Origin of the sequence: Bowmanella denitrificans (assembly GCF_002887595.1) — a bacterium.
Lineage (GTDB): Bacteria > Pseudomonadota > Gammaproteobacteria > Enterobacterales > Alteromonadaceae > Bowmanella > Bowmanella denitrificans.
This window is the reverse complement of the sequence record NZ_PEBU01000002.1, coordinates 207529-228154: the sequence shown is the minus strand read 5'-3', so window position 1 is coordinate 228154 and position 20626 is coordinate 207529. Positions and strand designations below refer to the sequence as shown.

The following is a 20626-nucleotide window of genomic DNA, read 5'->3' as shown; positions in this document are numbered from 1 at the left end:
AAATCTGTAACAACTTCGCACTATTGTTCGCATCCCATGCTCAGTTGTGTATGCATAATGAACAAGGCAGAGCCCTGCCCCGATAACCTGTTGCTAAATCCAGCAGCCCCATCAACCTCATTGCAAAAGGTGCGGCAAACCCGATTGATTGAGCAGCTCTACCATAGTTGCTGGTCATCGCTGTGTACGCGGCTGCGTAAACTCTACGGCAATGGCCCGCCAGATCCTCAGGATATTGCCCAGGATGCCTTTACCAAGCTATCGCAAATGGACAGCCTGCAGCACGTTCAGAACCCTAAAGCCTTTTTATACAAAGTGGCCATTAATCTGGGGTTGCGCTCCATCAGCCACGTGATAAAAACCCGCGAGTTTCTGGCCGAACAACTGGATGATCCGGATGTTGCCATGCACAACATCAGTCCGGAAAGCCAGTTGCTGCAACAACAGCAGTTGCACGCCTTGCAGCAGGCCATGACAGCCCTGACAGATAAGCAGCGTGACATTCTGATTCGCTGTCGCATTCAAGGCCAAACCTACGCCAACATTGCCACACAAACAGGTTGGAGCCTGGCGGATATCAGCCGTCAGTTAAACAGCGCATTGGCGCACCTGGCTAGCAGCCAGCAACAGGACTAATCATTGTGACAGAACAACAAAAACGTCTCGACACCGAAGCCAGAGAATGGCTGATACGTTTACAGGAAGCAGCACCTGATGCACCGTTAAAGGCTCAATTCAGCCGCTGGTTAAATCAGTCAGATGCGCACAAACAGGCCTTTTCCCGCATTGACAGATTGTGGCGTCAATTAGGGCTGCTGGACAATCTTGAGGCCCTCACCGCAAATCAGCCTGCCGCGAAACCGCTGAAGCAGCCCGGTGTTGCCCTGGCCACCTGGCTTGGTATGGCCGCGGCGCTGCTTATTGTGGTGTTAGGCTGGCAGCGCTTGCCTTTTTCCGCCCCTGTGACGGTTGCGCAAGTTCAGCATTTTGCCACTCCGGCAAAGATGAACACCACACTGACGCTGGAGGATGGCAGTCAGGTGATATCGGCGGGCAGCGCCAGATTCAGTTACCTGCAGGACACACAGCAACGCCTGCTACAAATGCACCAAGGCACTTTGTATTTTGATGTTGCCCACAATGCTGAACTGCCCTTTGTGATTACCAGCGGCGGTTCACGTGTACAAGTGCTGGGTACCGCATTTGAAATCAGCCTGACACACAATCAGTTGCGCTTGTCGGTACAGCGAGGCCGGGTTGAAATGACCGCGCTGGACAAGGGTAAAGTTGTGCAAAAGGCACAACTTACCGCCGGTCAACAGCTTGTGGCTGATGCAGCGGGGCATTTTCTGGGTAACGTGCAAACTTTTGATAGCCGACAAGCGCTGTCCTGGTTACAAGGCAGGCTGGAGTACGACGGCACACCTCTGGCAGACGTGGTTCAGGAGTTAAATCGTTACCTGAGCCAGCCCGTCGAAATCGACGCAGACAATCTGAATACCTTGCTGATCACCGCTTCGGGTCGTATTGACCAGGCCGAGCAGATCCTGCAGGGATTGTTACTGGCCAACGACTTGCAACTGGAGAAGCGTCAGGCCCGGTTATTGATTAAACCGCTTGAATAATCAGCAGTTATATGAAGTTTCCATGACAATTGACGATTCTCTGGAAAATCTGAAACGCACCAGGCTCCTTGGCATGACACACAACGTCAGATAACCCCAATGGAGTACCTTTAGATGAAAACCAAACCGGTGTTTTTTAAACGCACTTTGTGCCAGCTAGTCGTGGCTTCGGCATTACTCGCCAGTCACAGCAACTATGCCAGGGCTGACACCGACGATTTAGCCGGTCAACCGCTGGGACAGGCGCTGAATCAATTATCCCGGCAATTGGATATTGTGATTATCGCCCCCACCCGTCTGGTCAGAGACAAACTTGCCGCCCCCGTTCAACAGGGCGCGTCAACCCTTGATGCAATCAGGCAGATGCTGAAAGGGTCAGGCCTTGAAGCCTACCAGGACCAAAACGGCGCCTTAGTCATCAGAGCCGTTAAAGCAGCGAAGGATAAGCAAAGCAGCGCCACATTAAATTCCATGGATGAAATCGTCGTTACCGCCATGAAACGTGAAAGTACCCTGCAGGATACCCCGGTGGCATTGTCAGTGCTGGGCAGTCAGGCCATTCGCGATAAAGGCATCAACAATTTTACCGATTTGGTCGACAGCCTGTCCGGCATATCCATTAACTCGGCTTTTGGCGGGCCACAGAACAGTTTTATTACCATTCGGGGGATTGGCGGGGCGGATGACTACAAACCCAACGGCAACCCCTCGGTAGCCTTGCATATTGATGGCATTTATCAGACGTCCAATGCTTATCTGGGTATGCCATTGTTTGACCTGGAACGCATCGAAGTAGTGAAAGGACCGCAAGGCACATTATATGGCCGCAATACTACGGCCGGTGCCATCAACGCCATTACCAAGGGACCCACCGAGGAATTAGAAGGCTATGCGACAGTTGAGTATGGCTCCTATGACCATGTGAAAGGCACGTTTGCGGCAGGCGGCCCGTTGTCAGATAAACTGGGCGCCAGGCTGGCGGTCACCATGCAACAAGGCGGCGGCTTTATGGACGGCCAGGGAGCTGGCAACTTTACCGGCTTTGTACCAGCAGGATTCGAAGGGGTGATCCCGCCTGTCGCCGATCCGGGTAAACGCGATGGCTTTGGCGATGCAGACTTATTCGCCCTGCGCGGTACCTTGAACTATAGCTTTGCCCCCACAACCGAGCTGACCCTGCGCTATTTTATGAGTCAGGACAATGGCGATACCCGCCAGTATGACCGTATTGCCCTGAATGAAGACAGCCCGGCGCTGAATGCCGGTGAAGACAGTGATCCGCTGAAATTTTACGCCTCTGAGTACTATTCCCATCAAATTGATGTAAGCGGTTTGCATGGTGAATTCTCTCATCAGCTATCCAATGCTTTGAATCTGGATATATTGATGGGGTATCAAAAGAGCGAACGGGACGTATCCGGCAATGGCGACGGCACATCTTTTCCCAAATTTCGTTATGATTTTGACGAGGCCCTGGAACAAAGTTCGTTGGAAATGCGCCTGAGCAATAACAGTGGCAGCGATGTAGACTGGCTGGCTGGCGTATTTATGGTCAGCGATTCGGTGGATTTTGTCAGCGATTGGACCAGCTACGCGGTGATGTCCCAGTACAGCTCGCCTTACAACCAGCGCCGTAATAGTGTCGCCCTGTTTGCTAACGCCGAGTGGTATCTGAGTAACGATTTCAGCCTTGGCGGCGGGCTGCGCTATACCACGGACAAAGTAAAATTCCGCGGCAGCAATATTGACCACAACCCCTGGGGTGTCTCCACCTACGAAAGCTACTTTAAATCCCCCTCCAACTTTGCCTGGGACAGGGAATTCAGCGACAACAATCTGTCGGGTAAGCTGTCTGCCAAATATTATGTCAATGACCAGTTAAATCTGTTTGCCTCCATTGGCACGGCTTACCGTGGTGGCGGCTTTGACGGCACTTCTATATTTACCCTGGAAGAAACCCAGCCCTTTGATTCTGAAGAGGTGCTGGCCTATGAAGCAGGGCTACGCTACGTAAATGAAAATGGCTTGAACCTGAGCCTGGATCTGTTCGCTTACGAGTTTGAGGAATTGCAGGCCACCGCGCGTCTGGCCAATGACACCAACGGCCGCACTAATGTGGGTAAAGCTGAGGTCAAAGGTGTGGAAGGTGCACTGAGTCTGCCGTTATGGCAAGCTGACAGCAGCGTCATCAGTCTGGATACATCAATCACCTATCTGGATTCAGAGATTACCGAGTTTCACTCCAATCGGGTCAATGACGTACAAAACACCCTGGGCGATCCCCTGCCCGGCTCACCCAAGTTAAGTGGTAATGCGGCCCTGCAATATCAGCAACAGCTGGCCAACAGCCATTTCAGAGCCCGACTGGATTACAGCTACCATGATGAAGAGTCAAATCGTCTGAATGCCGGTGAGGGTAATATGACACCGTCATATTCTCTACTGGGCCTGCGTCTGGAGCTGGCCTTACACAGCGGCCTGACCCTGTATGCTTATGGGCGCAATATTCTGGATAAGGTGTATTTTCTGGAATTGAATGCCGGAGCCAGACTGGTAGGCGCACCAGCCACTTATGGCGCAGGGCTGACCTACAGTTTTTAAGCACAATGGGGCGCTGTCCGGCGCCCCTTTTTCTGTGCCTAAAGTTTAAAACGCGATACCGCTTTACTCAGTTGTCGCATTAATTGACCTACCTCAGCAATAGCATCACCTGACTGGCGGGTGGAATCACCGCTTTGCTCAGCCAGTTCTACAATACGCTGCAAACTGTGCGTCACTTCTTCAAGTAACGCATCCTGTTCCTCGGTGTCCTGGACAATGGCCGTATTAATGGCCGCCAGTTCTTCCACCACCAGACGGATGGCGCTGATTTCTTCGTTCACCTTGGCAATTAAACCCACACTTCCCTGCGCTTGTTTCTGACCCGTTTCAATCGCGACGACCGCTTGTTTGGCATCGGACTGCAAACTGGCAATCATCTGCTCGATTTCCTCGGTGGACTGATGAGTGCGGTTAGCCAGAGTTCTGACTTCATCGGCTACCACCGCAAACCCACGGCCCTGCTCGCCGGCTCTGGCCGCTTCAATGGCAGCATTAAGTGCCAGCAGGTTAGTTTGTTCGGCAATGGTCTTAATCACATCCAGAATGCCGCCGATGTTGCGACTGTTATCGTCCAGTCGGTTGATAATTTGTCCGGAGCGCTCAGCCTGCTCGGCCTGAGCCTGAATCTGACGACGCGACTCGCTGACCAGATCTCCGGCGCTGGCGGATTGTTGCAATACCTGGTCAAGCTGCCTGGAGCTGGCCTGCACCTGTGACAGGTTACTTTTACTGGTGTGTCTGACCTGTTCGGTATTGTCCGCGGTGTGGCGCACCTGCGAGGTTTGCTGCTGCACTTGCTTAAGGGTCTTTTGCGCGAGTCCCTCGCTGGTACGAGTCGCCTCCTCCAGTAAGGTTTCCTGGCGGGTAATCTGTTCCACCACCGCATGTAAGCTATTACAGAGTTGGTTCACATCGGCGGCCAGTGCGGCAAATTCATCCGAGCCGTTACTGTCGGCCTTATGGGTAAGGTCGCCGCTGCTGATAATACTCAGGCTGGCGCGAATCTTTTCCATCGGCCGGGAAATACTGCGCGCCGCTGCCACACCGATAAAGCCGACCAGTACCAGGGCCAGTAACAGTATCACCAGGCTTTTGACAATATTGCTTTGTACCGCATCCAAAATGGCATTCTGACCATCCAGCGTATCGGTATTCACCTTGGCAAACAGCGCGGCAAGGTGTTGTCTGGCGGTATTCAGTTGCTGTTCCGCATTTTGCATATGGGCATCAGCCTGTTTTACCAGTTCGATACGCTGTCGCTGGCTTTCAAGCACCCCGCCCGGGCCCTGAAACTGCCTGACAAACTCCTGATACTGGCTGTTAAAGGCGTCCATCAAGCCGTCGGTTTCAAGCCCTTCGGCCAGTCTGTTGATATATTCAACATTGTTGGTCAAGTCCCCCATGGTCAGTACCAGATTTTCTTCAATATTGACGCTCAGCTCGGCGTCGGTGACGGCGATATATTCTTTAGCAGCGTTGAGCAGGGTAATAATAATATTATCGACCCTGGCACCCGCACCAACCACAGACGCCAGACGCCCTTCTTCTGCACCATCCAGTTCGGCCATATCCAGTAAATTAGCCCCGGCATCGCCTCCGGCAAACTGCCATTCACGATAGAGTGCGCTAATTTTTCCGCGGGCGGTCAGAGACTGGCTTCTGGCGGCATACATGGCACCAGACTCATCCAGATAGCCTTTTGAAGCCTCAATGGCCTGACTCAACATTTGTTTGTCACCTTCCAGGAGTGGCAATTTGGCGACATCATCCAGTTGTTGCCTGAATTGCGTGGAAAGCTGCTTGAACTCCTCAGTGTTGCCAGCCAACGAATCAGCCTGATTGAGGAAATAGCCCTGCAAAGACACTTTTGCCAGGGTCAGGATTTGGGTTTGCACAGCCAGCATCCTGGCCTGCACCGGCATTTTCTCTTTGGCAACCAGTAGCGCCGAGTCGCGGATACTGGATAGTCCCCAATAGGACAGTACATTAGTGCAAAGCAACAGTAAGCCGAATAGCACAAACCCGGCGACAATCTTGCCAACAACCGTTATTCGCATGGATAACTACCTGAATATATGAGGATTCACGTCCTCTTTTTTAATTATTTTATATAGCCCATGAAGCAGCAAATAACGAATGACTAACAGACTGTTTAGGCTTCTTCCTGGTCTGACCAGAATGGTAACAGGCTGTTTACATCTTGCCAACGTGGAATCGGCAAACTTTAGCGGTGTAAACAGGCACGCCGAATTGTTGTACATTTACCACGGAATGGCTTTTCATCTTGCCCGACTTCCCTATAATGAGACCACCGAGAATAATGTTGGCACATGTTGCATGGATCAAAACCAAGAATTGAAAAAAGCTGGCCTGAAGGTCACTTTGCCCCGTATCAAAATCCTGGAGATACTGCAGGATCCCCGGAACCAGCACATTAGTGCCGAAGACGTGTATAAGATCCTGCTGGACCAGGGCGAGGAAATTGGCCTGGCTACCGTATACCGGGTGCTGAACCAGTTTGACGACGCCGGGTTATTGGATCGTCACCACTTTGAAGGCGGCAAGTCGGTATTCGAAATTGGCCATAAAAAACACCACGACCACCTGGTATGCCTGAAATGTGGCAAAGTGGTTGAATTTGAAGACGAGATCATCGAGCAGCGTCAGGCCGAGGTGGCCAAGAAGAACAACATCAAGCTGACGCATCACAGTTTGTACTTATATGGCTATTGCGAGCCACAGTGCAATCCTGACGACATGTAACCATTAGATTTTTCGATGGTTGGTATGTTGTAAAACAGCCGCATCTCAATAAAAAAAGCTGCCGTGGCAGCTTTTTTTATTTAAGCAGTCTGATAGCCATTAAAAATCGTATTTATGTGCACTGAATAATGCCTGTACTTCAGACCATAAAGGACCAATCCCACCCCGTCCGACCGGCTTGCCATCCAATTCAATAACCGGCGCCACTTCTTTACTTGAGCTGGTCAGCCATATTTCATCGGCGCACAGCACTTCGGCCCGGCTGATGCTACGTTCCTGCACATCAAAGCGGCTATGCCTGCGCAGCACCTCAAGCAGGATATAGCGGGTAATGCCAGGCAAAATCTGATGGTCCAGCAGTGGCGTGGCTATCACCCCGTCTTTTACTACAAACACATTACAGGATGCGGCTTCGGTTAATTGCTGCTGTTCATTAAACAGCAGTACCTCATCGGCGCCCTGCTGCTGGCCTTGATGATAATGCATTATATTACCCAGCAAAGCGGTGGACTTAATATGGCAGCGACGCCAACGTCGGTCCTGCTCGGTCACAGCTTTGAAGGTGCGGGCTTGGGTAGGGTCGGCGCTTGGTGCATGACCAATCTCAAAGGTAAAAGCAAATACGGTCGGCGTCACATCCGACGGATAAGCATGGACACGTCGCATCTGTGTACCGCGGCTGACATGCAGGTACACCCCCAGATTGCCGCCGCCATTGGCCGACAAGAGTTGCGCAACAATGTCCTGCCATTGGGCGTCTGAAAAGTGCTGTGCAATGCCCAGCTCGGTCAGCCCCTGCTGCATGCGCTGCATATGCAGCTTAAACCCTACAGGCTTACCGGCGAAACAGGGTACAACCTCATAAATACCATCGCCGAATAAAAATCCGCGATCCATAGGCGAAATACGGGCGTCTTGCATCGGCATCAGTTGCCCGTTCAAGTACACAATGCTCATTATGGCTCCGTCACTGCATCAAGGCTGGGGATAATAGCGAAAATCCGCGATGACGCCTAATCACATTCATTTGCCAACAATAGACATAGCGAATGCATCGCTGCGGTAACGAGCCAACAGATGCTGAATGTCTTTGTCATAGTCCAGCAAGCCGCGTTGTTGCAGATATTGGGGGTTGTAAAGCTTGGATGCAGAGCGCTCCCCCAAATCACAGGCAAAAGTGACGATACGCTTACCCGGCCCCGATGTGACAGCCGCAGCCAACGCACCGGCTACATTTAGGGCACTGCTGCTGCCCAGCACTATACCGTCTTTATTGCGCACAAAACGGGACAACGTCAGCAGATCCCGATCCGGCAGATTTATCGCTCTGTCGACTTTGGCCTGACGAAAGTTTTCCACCAAACGCATGATCCCGATACCTTCGGTCATTGAACTGCCGTGATTAGCAAACTCACCGTTTTTCAGATACTGGTACAAACCTGAACCATCCGGGTCCACCAGCCAGACCTGCAGACCAGCATGTTGCTTTTTAAGGTAAACAGAGGTCCCCGCAATAGTGCCGCCGGTACCGGCAGATGCCACCAAAATGTCCACCTTGTGCTGCATCTGTTGCCAAATTTCCGGCCCGGTATGCAGATAATGGGCGCGCATATTGCTGGTATTTTCAAACTGGTTGGCCCACCAGTGGTCTTTGTGCTGCGCCGCCAGCTTGCACGCCTTGTGATAAAAATGATTGGGGTTACTGAAGGGGCAAGGATCCACCGTCATCAGCTTGGCGCCATACAGTTCCAGTACCCGTTCTTTTTCCTTGGCCTGGTCATTGGGCATTACCGCCAGCATTTGCAAACCAAATGACTTTGCCACCAACGCCAATCCTATCCCGGTATTGCCAGCCGTGCCCTCCACTATGGTCATGCCACGCTTTAACTGACCGCTTTGCATAGCGTCCTGCACCATCTGCAGCGCGGCCCGGTCTTTTATGGAACCGCCGGGATTCTGGTATTCGCACTTAATAAAAATCTCACAGCCGGTCAGCTGTGACAATGAATCGATGCGCAGCAAATCCGTATTTCCAATCAGGTCAGCCTGATGGGCAGCAACAGTCATAATCAAGTCCAGGGTAGATGAGTCGTTGCCTAATTGTCCGCCACCACAGCAAAAATTCAAGGTGACAGCAAATAAGATAAGGAACTGTCCCGCCCACCGAAATGGCGGTAGGCATGACATAAAAACAGCTCTGCGGTGGCCAGCGCATCCTCCAGCGCCGCATGGGCCGGATGAGAGTCCAGGCCATAACGTGACCGGCATTTATCCAGGGTTAAACCTTCGAACTGCGGGTGTTTACCCTGGCGCGTCAGCAGACGTTTTTCCAGCCGCAGTGTGTCAACAATGCGCGGGACGCAAAATTCTATATCACAGGCCGCACAAGCTTTTTGAATAAAGGCCATGTCCAGTGCGCTGTGATGCAGTATCCAGATATTGTCACTGTGCTGGCGGGACGCCTCCAACAACTGTAACAACGCCTGTTTTAAGCCTATACCTTTGGCCAGCTCCTGTTGGGTCAGGCCATGAATAACCGGACTCTGGCCGAGATCGCCAGAGTTTTTGATAAGCAGTTCCATCCCCTGCCCCTGGCAAATCTGCGGTGGTTTAACCGGTAGCCAGCCAATGGATAAGATTTGCCCCTGATTAGGATCCAGACTGGATAACTCCAGATCCACCGCCAGATAACGATATTCACGCCAATCCTCCAGTCTCGGCTTAGGTTTCAGCCAATCCTGCAGGCGTCTGGCCACGGCTTTCAAAATGCGCCCCTGGAAAATTTAAGTGCCAGGCCTTCCTGCGCATCCTTAATTAACCTGAACGCCGTTTTAAGTTGGCGCCTGGCCAATGAGTCCAGTGCGTCTGGAGCAATCAGGTTATCCGGCTCGGCCTGTCCCAACTGATGCTGCAACCTTAACTGCACTAAAAAGCGCCAGGCCGCCAATAAATCCAGGCAATCCTTGTTATTCATAGCCGGATTGTCAGCCAGAACTTGCAATCGCTGCGGCGTACTGCAGGGCCTGATTTCATTGTGCAGGGCATGAATACGTACAATGTCGTTGATAATGGCAATGGCACTTTTTTTAATATCCAGCACCTCCCGATGCTCACCGATGCGATGGGTGCGAAAGCGGTTAAATAAACCGATAGGCACGGCCAAATCGGCGGCATTGGCGGCCAGATTGGCGAGGAAAATCTGATTAGTGGCCAGGTGCGCAATCTGCTTGTCGAATTGTTCAAATAGCCGCTTGTCCCCATACAGCATACGCCGGTCAAAAAAGATATTGCTGCGCAGCAGTGCCTGCGGCTCTGGCTCTAAAGTCCAATGCTGAAACTTCTTCAACCAGGCACCCAAAGGCAGGCGCAGTTCGGGATTGCTGGCCATAATATTGCCTTTGCACAGACTCAGGCCACAAGCGGCCAGCCCCTGACAGACAAAGTCTGCCATATCGGCAAACCACTGCATCGCTGAATCATCAGCGCTGTCATCCACCAGCAGGCCATTGTCCTGATCTGAGCTTAGGGACTGGTCACGCCGGGCCTGCGAGCCAAAGGTCAGCCATACAAATGCACATGGCGCCGGGCCCTGTTCACGTAAATACAAGCGGATTAGCTGGATATTAAACGCATCCGTAAAGGTGGCCAGCATGTCCCCCACCAGACGCACATCCACCACCCGGTTGGCAAACTGATTCAGATGTTCAGGTACCTGCTTGGCAATGGCAGCCAGTTGCTCTGCACTCTCGGCTTTGCGGATAAGGTTAATCAAAAACAGCGGTTCACTGCGCTGCTGGCGCATTAAGTCAGTGGCGGTGATCACACCTAAAGGGCGATTACCGCTCACCACAGCCACATGATGCACATTATGGCTGGTCATGAGCTGCATCGCGTCAAACAACGGTGCCTGGCTATCAATATTGATAACCGGCGAGGTCATAAACTGGCGCACAGGTAAGTCGAATGATTGGCGAGCCGCCACCACCCGGCTGCGAATATCGCGGTCGGTGACAATCCCCACCAGTTCTTCCTGCTCACAAATCAGCAGGCAGGACACTTTTTGCTCTGTCATCAGTAATGCCGCATCGGCCATGCTTTGCTGACCATCGAGGCTGATCAGCGGCCTTTCGATAATGTCGGCAATGGCAAGCTGGGTCCAGTCCGTGCTGATGTCCCGGCGGGTTTCTGTCAGTAATCTGTCGCCCAGCGCCCTGGCAAAGTAATCCGCAAACTGACGGTCCTGCTGGCAAAGATAGTCGAACTCAGCCTGACCTAAGGCAAACAGAAAACCGTCCTGCAGCACTTTAAGGCTGTTGGTTATGGCACGTTTGGTCATTAACGACGGGTAGCCAAACAAGTCCCCTGGCTCCAGACGTTCTATCAGTTGGCCATTGCTGCCGGTTAAATCAAATACGCCCTGCTTAATAATGTACAACTGGGGTTTATCACGGGGCACCACATCCAGCACATTGTCCTGACATAAATAGTGCAAGCTAAGATGACGCTGACAATACTGCAGCAGCGCTTCAGGGAGTTGGTCAAATGGCGCACAGCGGCGCAAAAATCCCAGAGTTGAATCGGTCATAGTGATTCCGTGCAGAGGATCCTCAGTAATGCGTCGTCAGTTGGCAACGGTATCCAGTTTGGCTCAATTTCGGCACTCTCGCCGTCGCCGGGTAAGGTGTCGGTAAAACTGGCCATGGCCCGACGTTCACAGCTTACCACCTGCGAAACCCGTTTTGCCGCCATCCGCCGTTCAAACAGGTAAAGGTCAACTAAAAATAGGGTCTGGTCCAGCTCATTCACCGCCGCATTATTGGTATCCACTGCCATAAAACGCACGGTTTGCGGCCAGATAAAGCTCCAGGGACGGTACCAGGCCTGTTCATCCACTTTACGCACCACCTGCACGCCATCAGGTAGCAAGCCCTTCTGATGACTATACCAGTTGTACTCAGCCTGCACCTGAAAGCCCAGCATGCCCAGGGCTGCAAATACCGGTATCAGCCACTTGGGTGATTTGTTTCTGCTGAGTTTTCGGATCATCAGCGCGATACCTGCCGCACCTACACCGGCCACCAGCGTTGCCACCAATTCCCACATCATAGGCTATTCCTTCTACTTCATCGAAAAGGCGGGTCATCAGACCCGCCACCTGGGTTTTATCAAGCCCGCTTAGTGATCTACCGCCGTACCTGCACCGCGTGGATAGCGCACGCTTTCCACCAGGTCCTGAATACCTTCTGGCGGCTCTTCGGTCACAGCAGATACCGCAAAGGCCACTGCAAAGTTGATCAACGCTCCGATTGCACCAAACGACAGGGGCGATATACCCAGCAACCAGTTGTCAGGTGTATTCGGCAAAGAGTTGGTGCCAGGGATAAAGAACCAGCCCAGATACATAAAGATATATACCAGCGTTGATCCCAGTCCGGACAACATACCGGCAATCACCCCTTTATTGTTGATACGTTTGGAGAATATCCCCATCATCAGTGCCGGGAAGATAGATGCGGCGGCAATACCAAAGGCCAGCGCCACCACCTGCGCGGCAAAGCCGGGCGGGTTCATGCCCAGATAGGTCGCTACGACAATGGCAACGGCCATGGATATCCGTGCCGCCAACAGTTCCTTCTTCTCGCTGATTTGCGGATTGATTGAGCCTTTAATCAGGTCATGACTCACCGCCGACGATATGGCCAGTAACAGTCCAGCCGCCGTGGACAGCGCCGCCGCCAGACCACCAGCCGCAATCAGGCCAACCACCCAGCCGGGTAAATTAGCGATTTCGGGGTTAGCCAGCACCAGAATGTCGTTGTTTACGGTTAGCTCGTTACCTTTCCAACCCCGCGCTTCGGCGGTCGCGGCAAAGCTTGGCGATTCTTTGTAAAGCTGAATACGGCCATCCCCATTTTTGTCCTCAAACTTAATCAGGCCGGTCTGCTCCCAGGTTTGTACCCAGTTAGGCCGCTCTTCATATTTGATTGCATCAGCAGTAGGACCGGCAGGATAAATAGTGTTGAGCAGATTCAGGCGTGCCATGGATGCCACGGCAGGCGCCGTCAGATACAACAATGCAATAAACACCAGCGCCCAACCAGCAGACCAGCGCGCATCCGCTACTTTAGGCACGGTGAAAAAGCGGATGATGACATGGGGCAAACCAGCAGTACCAATCATCAGTGACAAGGTAAACAGCACCATATTCAGCTTGTTGGACACATCGGCGGTATAGTCGGTAAAGCCCAGCTCTCTGACCACCATATCCAGCTTGGCTAACAGCGGCAGTCCGGATTCAGTATGAGTAGAGAACAGTCCCAGTGCCGGAATCGGGTTACCGGTTAATTGCAAGGAGATAAACACGGCCGGGATAGTGTAGGCAATGATCAGCACCACATACTGTGCCACCTGCGTATAAGTAATCCCCTTCATGCCGCCCAATACGGCATACAAGAACACCACCACCGCGGCTATCATCAGACCGGTATTACTGTCGACTTCCAAAAAGCGGCTGAACGCCACACCGGCGCCGGTCATCTGGCCGATAACATAGGTTACAGAGGCGATAATCAGACAGGCCACGGCCACTAAGCGGGCACCGGAGCTGTAAAAACGATCGCCTATAAAATCCGGCACAGTAAATTTACCGAATTTACGCAGGTAAGGTGCCAGTAACATGGCTAACAGCACGTAGCCGCCGGTCCAACCCATCAAAAAGGTCGAGTTGGCGTAACCACCGGCGGCAATCAATCCCGCCATGGAAATAAAAGACGCCGCCGACATCCAGTCAGCGGCAGTGGCCATACCATTCATCACAGGGTGCACACCGCCCCCCGCTACGTAGAAATCTTTAGTCGAACCAGCCCTTGCCCATATGGCGATGCCAATATACAGAGCAAACGACGCGCCGACGAAGATCAGGTTAATTGCAAATTGACTCATTTGCCTTACTCCTCATGCACGCCGAATTTGTTGTCTAATTGATTCATCTTCCAGGCATAGAAGAAGATCAATGCAATAAAGGTCAGAATTGAGCCCTGCTGGGCAAACCAAAACCCCAGATCTGTTCCGCCTACGCTGATCCCCGCTAATAAGGGGCGTAGCAAGATACCGAATCCATAGGACGCCAGTGCCCATACAACCAGGCAGCCGGCGATCAAACGTAAATTGGCCTGCCAGTAGGCTTGAGCCATATTCTTGTCGTCCGCCATTTGTTTACTCCTATCGTTCTTGTTGTAAAACAGTTGTTAATTTAGCAGCGACAATACGGCTTGTTAGCCCGACTTTAGTCGAACACCGACCTTGGTCGAATAACAGGGACCAACCCTGCTGACCATGCTAGAGTTGCAAAAAAGCAATCAAGACCGTAGTGACTCATGACAATATTTTGGATCCTGGCCGCCCTTGCCTATGTAGGACTGTTGTTCTGGCTGGCGCAAAAAGGAGACAAATCCGGCTCAAAGGCAAACAGCCTGGCGCGCCAGCCGGTGATCTACAGTCTGGCACTGGGTATTTATTGCACGTCATGGACCTACTACGGCGCGGTCGGCCAGGCGGCTAAATCCCAGTGGCAGTATCTGCCGATTCTGCTTGGCCCGATTTTGCTGTTTCTGTTTGGTTACCCCATGCTGCAAAAAATGCTGCTGGTCAGTAAAAAGCAGAATATCACCTCGGTTTCCGACTTTATTTCTTCCAGATATGGCAAAAAACGCAGTATAGCAGTGGTGGTTACCCTATTGATGACCCTGGCCACCATTCCCTATATCGCCTTGCAGCTTAAAGCGGTGGATGCCAGTTTTAGTGTGTTTGCCAGCCTCAGTGCCGATGGTGAAGGCAACTACAAAGCCCTGGCAGCCACCTTGATTATGGCGGTTTTTGCGGTCATTTTTGGTACGCGCCATTCAGACATTACCCAGTACCGCTCGGGGCTGATGCTGGCGATAGGCGCGGAATCATTAGTTAAATTATTCGGCCTTTGCTGCGCTGCCCTTTTCGCTTTTGCCTTACTGACCGGCCCGGACGTATCGACCCAGGGCGTGTCGGCACAAATGGCCCAGTGGCACGATTGGCAGGGCTCAGCCTTTGATTTTGTGGTTCAGGCCCTGATGGCGGCGGCGGCCATATTCTGTCTACCCAGGCAGTTCCATGTGATGGTGGTCGACAACCATAAGATGTCGCATCTGGCCATGGCGCGCTGGCTGTTCCCGCTGTATTTGCTGTTAACGGCCGTGGCCATTGTGCCGGTGGCCATCGCCGGTAATTTATTGTTTGCTGGCAGCGGCGTGGATCAGGACACTTTTTTAATGCAATTGCCGCTGGCACAGGGGCAACACTTACTCAGTTTATTGATTTTCCTGGGTGGAATTTCTGCGGCCACCGCCATGATCGTGGTTTCCAGTCTGGCCCTGTCCACCATGCTGACCAACGATGTGATTGTGCCGCTGCTGCTGCGCAAACAGCCTCAGCGTTGGCTGAAAGATAAAACCTACAAGCAGAAACTGCTGAATATTCGCCGTCTGGTGATCTTTTTGATCCTGCTGCTAGCCTATGCCTACTTTGGCAACTGGGCTGATCAAAGCGCCTTGTCCAGCATGGGATTGCTGGCATTTTCGCTGGTCGTGCAACTGATGCCAGCGATTCTCGGCGGGCTGTATTGGCGTCAGGGCCATGCCAGCGGAGTTCTGGCCGGATTGGCGCTGGGGATCGGCTGCTGGGTGCTGTTTGTGATGTTCCCGCTGGCGGAGCAGCACAGCGGCGACAGCAGTATCAGTATTATCACCCAGGGGGTGGTCATCAGTTGGCTGGCCAATCTGGCCGGCTACCTGCTGTTTTCCTTAAGTGCCGGTCACAGTTTACTGGAACGTATGCAAGCCAGTGCCTTTGTTACCCCCAATGCGCTGCCGCCAGCAACCCGGCGCGTGACTGCGCAAAGTAAAATCCGGGTGGCAGATTTGAAGGAGCTGCTGAATACCTTTATCGGCCAAAGCCGAACGGCACAACTGATGGAACGCTATGCCAGGGATCATCAGGAACCACTGGATGGTGGCAGTCTGCCCAGTGACGATTTTATTCAGTTCTGTGAACGCTCCTTAGCCGGAGTGCTGGGGGGCAGTTCGTCCCGCACCCTGATTAAAGTGCTGGTATCTGGTCAGCAAATGGATGTGGAAGAAGTCTTCACCTTTTTTGAAGACACCACCGAAGCCCTGAAGACCAATCAGGCTATCTTGTTTTCCAGTATCGAAAATATCAGCCAGGGCATCAGTGTGGTGGATAAAGATCTGAAACTGGTAGCCTGGAATAAAGCCTATCTGGACTTGTTTAACTATCCGCCGGGCATGGTGGAAATTGGTCAGCCCATCGAGAATCTGGTGCGTTTTAATGCCGTCAATGGCGAATGTGGTCCCGGTGATATCGACGAGTTGGTGGCAAAGCGTATTGACCATATGCAGCAGGGCTCACCTCATCGCTTTATCCGTCGGCGCTCTGATGGTCGGGTGATTGAAATGAATGGTAACCCCTTACCAGGTGGCGGCTTCGTCACCAGCTTTAATGACATTACCGAGCACGTAGAAATCCAGAAAGCCCTGGAAGACGCCAATATTGATCTGGAAAAACGCATTGATCATCGTACCCGGCAGATCCGGGAAATTAATGACGAGCTAAAACGTGCCAAGCAAACCGCCGAACAGGCCAATCAGTCAAAAACCCGTTTTCTGGCGCTGGCCAGCCACGATATTCTGCAGCCGCTAAACGCCGCTCGCTTATATCTGTCGTCACTGGATGAGGAGCAACTGTCTGAGCACAATCAACAGATCGTGCATAAACTCAGTTCTTCGCTAACCTCCAGCGAGCAGTTGATTTCCACCTTGCTGGAAATCGCCAAGCTCGAGCAAGGTGCCTTAACCCCCACCCTGTCACATATCAGCCTGATGGAATTAATTCGGCCGCTGGAACAGGAGTTTCGTATGCAGGCCGAGCTTAATCAGGTTAGCCTGCGGATTCGCCCTTGTGCAGCGGTGGTGTACAGCGACCCCACCTATTTACGCCGTATTTTGCAGAACCTGATTTCCAATGCCATTAAATACAGCCCTAAAGGCCGGGTGCTGGTGGGCTGTCGTAAGCGTGGCATGCATTTGCTGGTTCAGGTCTGGGATAACGGCTTTGGCATCAGTGAAGCCGAACAGGCCGACGTATTTAGCGATTTTTACCGCGCCCATCGCGGTGAGATAAAAGGCGTGGGATTGGGCCTGAGTGTCGTGAAAAAAATGAGCGAACAGCTTCACCACCCTATTCAACTACAATCCGAACCAGGCAAAGGCAGCTGTTTCAGTGTGATGGTGCCTTTGGGCAATAGCATGATGCTAAAAAGCCAGAGTCAGACAGACAATACCCAACAGCAATTCAATGGCACGGTGGCCCTGTGTGTGGACGATAACCCTACCAACCTGGATGCACTGCAAACACTGCTGGGTAAATGGGGCTGTCAGGGTGAATATTTACAGTCTGTGGACGACGCCCTGGCCCATGCCCAAAGCCACCCGGCCCCGGATGTGCTGATTATTGATTATCAGTTGGATCAGGAGCACACCGACGGTCTGGTCCTGATTGAGAAGCTGCGCCATCAGTGGCAATCGCCCTTACCGGCCTTATTGGTCACAGCCGCCAAAGATGAAAGCCTGAAGATCCGGGCGCAAAACATGGGTGTGAGTTTTCTGGCCAAGCCCATTAAACCGGCGGCCCTTAAAGCCTGGCTGGAGCATCATAAACATTAGATGAAAATCCCTTTGAACTGGCGCGCAACTCTATGCGTTTCCAGACCTTCTCGTGGCAGTAAAATACCAGCGTGTTAACGGTGGGCTCAACTAGCGCCACCAGTCCACCCACTAACACATCGCCGGTTAGTAGATAAGTAATAGTAAAAGCCACGCTAAAGTGCAGTATGGCGAAGCTGATGGTTTTGCTCATGGTATTAGCCTCAGAATCTATATCTGAGCGAAGCGTAAGCCAGCCATGGCCCCCAATAAAACAATTAAAAAAGAACGATTCAATCTATTAATGTGATTAAAAGATAACTGGCATGTTCTACTAATCGTTTCATGCTGAACAAGGGCGATTTTAACTGCGTTAACTTGCCCTGATTTGGGGCAATATGGCAAAAATATTTCAGAAAAGACGCGCTTATGAAAGTTTGATCATCCAATCATCCGGAAATTCTCAATCAAGGCGTTTTTTGCGATACAAAACAAACAACTTGGCCTATGGGTGGTAAAATTAGCCAACCAGGCGAGATTTCATTGCGCTACCTGGTATTTCGTCTAAGAAATAATAAGCTGGCAATAAAAGCCCAAAAAAATACGCACACTAACCGGTAACCACAATGAACACACTGAACAAAGCCCTTGTGGCTATGGCCGTACAGGCCGCATTGATATCATCACCACTTCTGGCTCAGGAACAACAAGCCAAAAAAGAGGCGCAGGCACTGGAAAAAATCCAGGTCACGGCACAAAAGCGCACACAGAGTATTCAGGAAGTGCCTATCTCTATTGCCGCGCTAAGTGGCGAACGTTTTGACGCCATTTTTTCCGCCGGCGACGATGTACAGGCTCTGGCCAATCGTATTCCAGGCCTTTATGCCGAGTCGTCAAATGGCCGGGTGGCTCCGCGCTTTTACATTCGTGGTTTAGGTAACTCCGACTTCGATTTAGCCGCATCGCAACCCGTGTCCATTATTATGGACGATGTGGTTATGGAAAATGTGATCCTGAAAAGCTTCCCATTGTTTGATGTGCAACGGGTCGAAGTGATCCGTGGTCCGCAGGGCAGTCTGTTTGGTCGCAACACCACGGCAGGTATTGTTAAGTTCGATACCGCCAAGCCGGGCCAGAGTTTTGATGCCTATGTGAAAGGCGCCGGTGGCAGCTATGGCACCCTGAATCTGGAAGGTGCGGTAGGTAACGCCATTAACGATGAATGGTCATTCCGTCTGTCGGGTTTATCGCAAAACCGCGATGACTGGATTTCCAACGCCCATACCGGTGAAAAAGACGTTATGGGTGGCTTTCATGAAAATGCTGCGCGTCTGCAGTTAATGTACGAAAACAACGATTTTAGCGCCCTGTTTAATCTGCATACCCGGGATCTGGACGGTACTGCCTCTATCTTTCGCGCCAACGCCGTCAGCAAAGGCAGCAATAAGCTGAATGCCAACTATGACAGAGATACGGTGAGTTATGACAAAGGCGATAATAATTTCCAGAAATATCGCAGCCATGGTGCCTCACTGAAACTGGAAAAAGGCTTTGACGGCTTTAGCCTGACCTCGATTACCGCCTACGATACAGCGGATGGCCGTGGCAAAGGCGATATTGACGGTGGCGTTGCGGGAACTGGCCCTGGTTTTATCCCCTTTGATGCAGTGACCGAAGACAGACTGGAAGATCTAAAGCAATTTACCCAGGAACTGCGTATCGCCAGTGAAGGCACCCGCGGTTACGACTGGCAGTTTGGTGCTTTTTACTTTGACTCTTCTTTTGGCGTAACCAGCATCGATGGCCTGTATGGTGCCAGCACCGTTTATCATGACAACTACACCTGGGCAATATTTGGCCAGGGCTCATATGATTTATCTGACAAACTCAGCCTGACCGGTGGCTTACGCTACACCTATGACGAAAAAGACTTCAGGGTTGGCGCCCAAAACGTTGACGGTTTTTGCCTGATTGCCGACTTTAATGGTGACGGCATTATGGAATGTCAGATTCAGGATTATCAGGACATAAATGTGGATGATGGGCAGGTAAGCTGGGAGCTGGCCCTGAACTACAATCTGACCGATGACACAAGCCTATTCAGCCGGGTTGCCAGTGGCTTCAGGGCGCAGACCATTCAGGGCCGTAACGTGGCATTTGAAGGCGCCCCCACCACCGCGGATGCGGAAACCATCACCTCGTTTGAAGTGGGTATGAAATCTGATCTTCTTGACGATACACTGCGCCTGAATGTGGCGGTGTTCTACTATGAAATTGATGATATTCAAATATCTGCCATCGGTGGCGAAGCACAGGGCAACAGCTTGCTTAATGCCGATAAAGGCGTAGGTAAAGGCTTTGAGGTGGACTTGGAATTTCTGGCCACCGACAACCTGACCCTGACCGCGGGTTATGGTTTGAGCGATACCGAATTACAGGACGCTGACCAAACCGTCGCCCCTTGCGGTTCGGGCCAATGTACTGTGGTGGACAGGATGGTCAATGGTGAAGCACTGATTGACGGCAACCCTTTCCCGCAATCCCCCAAGCAGATTTTTAACTTCACCGCCCGTTACGCGGTGCCGATGGGCGATGACGGGGAATTCTTTGTCTTCACCGACTGGGCCTTCCAGGGCGAAACCAATCTGTTTCTGTATGACGCCGTTGAATTTCGCACTAAAGATAACTTTGAAGGCGGCCTGCGCATAGGTTATGAAAACTTCAGCCACGATTACAGTGTTGCCCTGTTTGGTCGCAATATCACCGATGAGGACAATATCAAAGGGGCAGTCGACTTTAACAACAATACCGTGTTTGTGAATGAACCGCGGATTGTTGGTGTAGAGTTTAAAATGAACTTCTATTAATAGTGTTGCCAGTCGTTTA

Annotated in this window: 15 protein-coding genes; 6 read left to right on the top strand and 9 right to left on the bottom strand. The window is 51.9% G+C overall.

All coding sequences use genetic code 11. The annotated features are described in order from the left end of the window. The first annotated feature begins 57 nt into the window (after positions 1-57). From CSR04_RS04540 to CSR04_RS04530, 3 genes are all read left to right on the top strand, one after another. Positions 58-636 (top strand): RNA polymerase sigma factor, encoded by a 579-nt coding sequence (locus CSR04_RS04540; RefSeq protein WP_172449233.1) that lies wholly within the window; start codon positions 58-60, stop codon positions 634-636. Positions 637-641: 5 nt separating this feature from the next. Next, on the top strand, positions 642-1625 hold the full coding sequence (locus CSR04_RS04535) for a FecR family protein (RefSeq protein ID WP_102795069.1): 984 nt from the start codon (positions 642-644) through the stop codon (positions 1623-1625). Between the two features lie 114 nt (positions 1626-1739). Beyond that, positions 1740-4226, top strand: a complete 2487-nt coding sequence (locus CSR04_RS04530; RefSeq protein WP_102795068.1) for a TonB-dependent receptor — start codon at positions 1740-1742, stop codon at positions 4224-4226. A 38-nt stretch (positions 4227-4264) separates the two neighbouring features. Here the strand turns inward: CSR04_RS04530 and CSR04_RS04525 are convergent, their stop codons facing one another. Then, entirely contained in the window at positions 4265-6283 is a 2019-nt protein-coding gene (locus CSR04_RS04525; protein ID WP_102795067.1) for a methyl-accepting chemotaxis protein, read from the bottom strand. A 280-nt stretch (positions 6284-6563) separates the two neighbouring features. Here CSR04_RS04525 and fur point away from each other — a divergent pair, with 280 nt between their 5' ends. Further along, positions 6564-6989 carry a ferric iron uptake transcriptional regulator gene (fur, locus tag CSR04_RS04520; RefSeq protein WP_102795485.1) on the top strand — a complete coding sequence of 142 codons (426 nt, stop codon included), beginning with the start codon at positions 6564-6566 and terminating at the stop codon, positions 6987-6989. Positions 6990-7088: 99 nt separating this feature from the next. On the opposite strand, the gene CSR04_RS04515 is transcribed toward fur, so the two are convergent. From CSR04_RS04515 to CSR04_RS04485, 7 genes are all read right to left on the bottom strand, one after another. Then, positions 7089-7946 (bottom strand): aminotransferase class IV, encoded by an 858-nt coding sequence (locus CSR04_RS04515; protein ID WP_102795066.1) that lies wholly within the window; start codon positions 7944-7946, stop codon positions 7089-7091. A gap of 66 nt (positions 7947-8012) precedes the next feature. Further along, positions 8013-9056 (bottom strand): cysteine synthase A, encoded by a 1044-nt coding sequence (locus CSR04_RS04510; RefSeq protein ID WP_102795065.1) that lies wholly within the window; start codon positions 9054-9056, stop codon positions 8013-8015. 56 nt (positions 9057-9112) lie between these two features. Next, positions 9113-9745, bottom strand: coding sequence for a 3'-5' exonuclease (locus CSR04_RS04505; protein ID WP_245921419.1), 633 nt, complete (start codon positions 9743-9745; stop codon positions 9113-9115). Between the two features lie 5 nt (positions 9746-9750). Beyond that, positions 9751-11574, bottom strand: a complete 1824-nt coding sequence (locus CSR04_RS04500; protein ID WP_102795063.1) for a putative nucleotidyltransferase substrate binding domain-containing protein — start codon at positions 11572-11574, stop codon at positions 9751-9753. Next, on the bottom strand, positions 11571-12095 hold the full coding sequence (locus tag CSR04_RS04495; protein ID WP_102795062.1) for a hypothetical protein: 525 nt from the start codon (positions 12093-12095) through the stop codon (positions 11571-11573). The genes CSR04_RS04500 and CSR04_RS04495 overlap by 4 nt, the downstream gene beginning before the upstream one ends. Before the next feature lie 69 nt (positions 12096-12164). Continuing rightward, entirely contained in the window at positions 12165-13931 is a 1767-nt protein-coding gene (locus CSR04_RS04490) for a sodium:solute symporter family protein (RefSeq protein WP_102795061.1), read from the bottom strand. Between the two features lie 5 nt (positions 13932-13936). Further along, on the bottom strand, positions 13937-14200 hold the full coding sequence (locus CSR04_RS04485; RefSeq protein ID WP_102795060.1) for a DUF4212 domain-containing protein: 264 nt from the start codon (positions 14198-14200) through the stop codon (positions 13937-13939). 165 nt (positions 14201-14365) lie between these two features. Here CSR04_RS04485 and CSR04_RS04480 point away from each other — a divergent pair, with 165 nt between their 5' ends. After that, positions 14366-17761, top strand: a complete 3396-nt coding sequence (locus CSR04_RS04480) for a hybrid sensor histidine kinase/response regulator (protein WP_102795059.1) — start codon at positions 14366-14368, stop codon at positions 17759-17761. On the opposite strand, the gene CSR04_RS04475 is transcribed toward CSR04_RS04480, so the two are convergent. Then, positions 17730-17954 carry a DUF2061 domain-containing protein gene (locus CSR04_RS04475; protein ID WP_102795058.1) on the bottom strand — a complete coding sequence of 75 codons (225 nt, stop codon included), beginning with the start codon at positions 17952-17954 and terminating at the stop codon, positions 17730-17732. The two genes, CSR04_RS04480 and CSR04_RS04475, sit on opposite strands and share 32 nt — an antisense overlap. 412 nt (positions 17955-18366) lie before the next feature. Here CSR04_RS04475 and CSR04_RS04470 point away from each other — a divergent pair, with 412 nt between their 5' ends. Beyond that, positions 18367-20607, top strand: coding sequence for a TonB-dependent receptor (locus CSR04_RS04470; RefSeq protein ID WP_102795057.1), 2241 nt, complete (start codon positions 18367-18369; stop codon positions 20605-20607). Positions 20608-20626: the final 19 nt, after the last annotated feature.

Excerpts from the sequence above, each read along its gene's own strand:
- CSR04_RS04540 (WP_172449233.1), top strand. The coding sequence starts at position 58 with ATGAACAAGGCAGAGCCCTGCCCCGATAACCTGTTGCTAAATCCAGCA.
- CSR04_RS04530 (WP_102795068.1), top strand. The coding sequence starts at position 1,740 with ATGAAAACCAAACCGGTGTTTTTTAAACGCACTTTGTGCCAGCTAGTC.
- CSR04_RS04525 (WP_102795067.1), bottom strand. The coding sequence starts at position 6,283 with ATGCGAATAACGGTTGTTGGCAAGATTGTCGCCGGGTTTGTGCTATTC.
- fur (WP_102795485.1), top strand. The coding sequence starts at position 6,564 with ATGGATCAAAACCAAGAATTGAAAAAAGCTGGCCTGAAGGTCACTTTG.
- CSR04_RS04515 (WP_102795066.1), bottom strand. The coding sequence starts at position 7,946 with ATGAGCATTGTGTACTTGAACGGGCAACTGATGCCGATGCAAGACGCC.
- CSR04_RS04510 (WP_102795065.1), bottom strand. The coding sequence starts at position 9,056 with ATGACTGTTGCTGCCCATCAGGCTGACCTGATTGGAAATACGGATTTG.
- CSR04_RS04500 (WP_102795063.1), bottom strand. The coding sequence starts at position 11,574 with ATGACCGATTCAACTCTGGGATTTTTGCGCCGCTGTGCGCCATTTGAC.
- CSR04_RS04495 (WP_102795062.1), bottom strand. The coding sequence starts at position 12,095 with ATGATGTGGGAATTGGTGGCAACGCTGGTGGCCGGTGTAGGTGCGGCA.
- CSR04_RS04490 (WP_102795061.1), bottom strand. The coding sequence starts at position 13,931 with ATGAGTCAATTTGCAATTAACCTGATCTTCGTCGGCGCGTCGTTTGCT.
- CSR04_RS04485 (WP_102795060.1), bottom strand. The coding sequence starts at position 14,200 with ATGGCGGACGACAAGAATATGGCTCAAGCCTACTGGCAGGCCAATTTA.
- CSR04_RS04480 (WP_102795059.1), top strand. The coding sequence starts at position 14,366 with ATGACAATATTTTGGATCCTGGCCGCCCTTGCCTATGTAGGACTGTTG.
- CSR04_RS04475 (WP_102795058.1), bottom strand. The coding sequence starts at position 17,954 with ATGAGCAAAACCATCAGCTTCGCCATACTGCACTTTAGCGTGGCTTTT.
- CSR04_RS04470 (WP_102795057.1), top strand. The coding sequence starts at position 18,367 with ATGAACACACTGAACAAAGCCCTTGTGGCTATGGCCGTACAGGCCGCA.